The sequence below is a fragment of the Allosphingosinicella sp. genome (assembly GCF_036387215.1).
Classification (GTDB): Bacteria; Pseudomonadota; Alphaproteobacteria; order Sphingomonadales; family Sphingomonadaceae; genus Allosphingosinicella.
In genome coordinates, this window is the sequence record NZ_DASVUE010000212.1 from 1 (window position 1) to 2,224 (window position 2,224).

Here is a 2,224-nt window from a genome sequence, read left to right on the forward strand (position 1 = left end):
GAAGCGCTCCCGGGCCCGAACCTCCACTTCAACCCCTATTTCCCGAACCTCAACATCGCCATGCCGCCGCCCATCACCGCGGACGGGCAGGTGACCTATGCCGACGGCACGAACGCGACCCGCGACCAGATGGCGAAGGACATTGCCGCCTTCCTCGTATGGACCGCCGAGCCGAAGCTCGAGAACCGCCACCGCACCGGCGTTGCGACCCTGCTGTTCCTGCTGATCGCGACGGTGCTCGCCTATCTGTCCTACAAGCAGATCTGGGCGACCGCGAAGCGCGACGTGCGGCTTTCCGGGCCGCTCGATCCGGAGAATATCGCCGAGCGCGAGGCGCAGAAGGCGGCCGCGGCCGCGGACGGCCGCGGGGTCGAAGGCTAAGCCACGCTGAGGGTGACGGCGGGGTCGGCGACGCCAGGCTCCCGTGCCCTCATCCCCGCCGCCGGGGGCGCCCGAGCCCCGGGGCCGGACCACGACATCATCGCTTCTCGCGATAGCTTCTGGGGCCGGCGTAGCCATGCCTTCGCTGAGTCCGTTTTCGGGACACGGGCCGCCGGAAGCCGTTGCGCTTCAGGAACTTAGATGATGATCGAAACGTTAATTGCGGGTTGAAGCTCAACGACCGTCCGCGCGCCGGGCGGAATCATTCCAGCATCACAAGCTGTTATCGGGAGAGTCGCTTATGTTCCTGCCACGCATCCGCACGATGGTGCTCGCCGCCGCCGGCGCCCTCAGCCTTACCGCCTGCGGCAACTATTATGACGACGGCTACGGCTATGGCGGCCTGTCGGTCGGTTACGGCACGGGCGGCTATTACGATCCCTATTACGATCGCTACGACTATGGCTACGGCTATGGCAGCCCCTACGGCTACGGGAATTACGGCAGCTGGTACCAAGGCTATTATTATCCGGGCACCGGCTATTACGTCTACGACCGGCGCGGGACCCGCTACCGGTGGAACGACAATCAGCGCGCCTATTTCGAAGGCCGCGGCTATCGTCTTCGCGATCGCGAGGATGTCCGCGACTATCGCCGCTTCACCCGGGAGGGCCGTCGGGACTATCGCGAGTTCAACCGCGAGCGGCGCGACGACCGCCAGGCGTTCCGCCGCGGCGAGGTGACCCGCGAGCAGTTCCGCACCGACCGGCGTCAGGACCGCCAGGAATTCAGGCAGGACCGCCGCCAGGATCGGCGCGAGTTCCGCCAGGACCTGCGGGACGGGCGCGGCGGCAACATGACGATGAGCCCTGAGCGTCAGCAGATGCGGATCGAACGCCAGCAGCAGCGGCAGGAGCGCCGGGCAGCGCGCCGCGGCGGCCAGTAAGAAGGCGGCTGAGCCCTTCCTTCCCCGCAAGGCCGGGGAGGGGAGGGCCTAGCGCTCGCCCGGGCCCCCGGGCCGCCGCCGCATCAGAACGATCGAGGTGAAGGTCAGCACCGGCACCTCGTCCTGGTTGGTCACGGTCGTGGCCGATCGGAAGGAGCCGATTTCCGGCTTGCTCCGCGAGGGGCGCACGTCCGTTATGCGGCTCGACACGTGCAGCGTGTCCCCGGGGAACACGGGCTTCAGCCATCTGAGATCGTCGATGCCGGGCGATCCGAGCCCCGCCTGCTCGGTCGCCACCACGTGCCGGGCGATCACTGCCATTGTCATCGCGCAGGTATGCCAGCCGCTTGCGGCGAGCCGGCCGAAATGGGTCTTCGCGGCGGCCTCGTCCGACAGATGGAAGGGCTGCGGATCGTATTTTCGCGCGAATTCGATCACTTCCTCGCGGGTTACTTCGTAGCTCCCGAAATAGGTCGTCTGCCCGACCTCCAGATCCTCAAGATAGATCAACGCGCCCTCCTCGGTTCGCCCGGTCCGTAGCAGACCGAAACCCGTTTGCCAGAGCGATTGCGGAGCGGGGCCGGCTGCGGCATCCTTCGGCTAAAGGGGGGGGAGCGGCATGGCAGGCGAATTCACGATCAGCAGGCGGAGCGCGATGGCGCTGGGGGCAGGGGGGCTGCTGATTGCCTCGCGGCCGGCATGGGCGTTCCAGACCGCTCCTTCGCCCTACGATGCGATCGTCGAACGCTTCATGGCGGAGTTCGAGATGCCCGGCATCGGCATCGCCGTCGTCCGGCCGGGGCAGGCGCCGTTCACCCGCGGCTACGGCGTCCGCAGGATCGGCCGGCCGGAGCGGGTGGACACGGATACGCTGTTCGCGATCGCTTCCAACAGCAA

At 67.3% G+C, this 2,224-nt stretch carries 4 protein-coding genes; 3 read left to right on the forward strand and 1 reads right to left on the reverse strand.

Going from position 1 to position 2,224, the window contains the following annotated elements; all coding sequences use genetic code 11:
• Together VF662_RS08420 and VF662_RS08425 are read left to right on the forward strand one after the other, a co-directional pair.
• A partial coding sequence (locus VF662_RS08420; RefSeq protein ID WP_464139833.1) for a cytochrome c1 occupies positions 1-381 on the forward strand: 381 nt, incomplete at its 5' end.
• A gap of 301 nt (positions 382-682) precedes the next feature.
• Complete coding sequence (locus tag VF662_RS08425; protein WP_464139835.1) at positions 683-1,327, forward strand: hypothetical protein; 645 nt, start codon at positions 683-685, stop codon at positions 1,325-1,327.
• A 48-nt stretch (positions 1,328-1,375) separates the two neighbouring features.
• On the opposite strand, the gene VF662_RS08430 is transcribed toward VF662_RS08425, so the two are convergent.
• Positions 1,376-1,837, reverse strand: coding sequence for a MaoC family dehydratase (locus tag VF662_RS08430; RefSeq protein ID WP_464139837.1), 462 nt, complete (start codon positions 1,835-1,837; stop codon positions 1,376-1,378).
• 109 nt (positions 1,838-1,946) lie between these two features.
• On the opposite strand from VF662_RS08430, the gene VF662_RS08435 reads away from it, so the two are divergent.
• Positions 1,947-2,224: serine hydrolase (locus tag VF662_RS08435; protein ID WP_464139839.1), on the forward strand; the 278-nt coding region annotated here is incomplete at its 3' end.

Bases quoted from the DNA above. Each gene is read 5' to 3' on its own strand.
- VF662_RS08425 (WP_464139835.1), top strand. From the start codon at position 683: ATGTTCCTGCCACGCATCCGCACGATGGTGCTCGCCGCCGCCGGCGCC.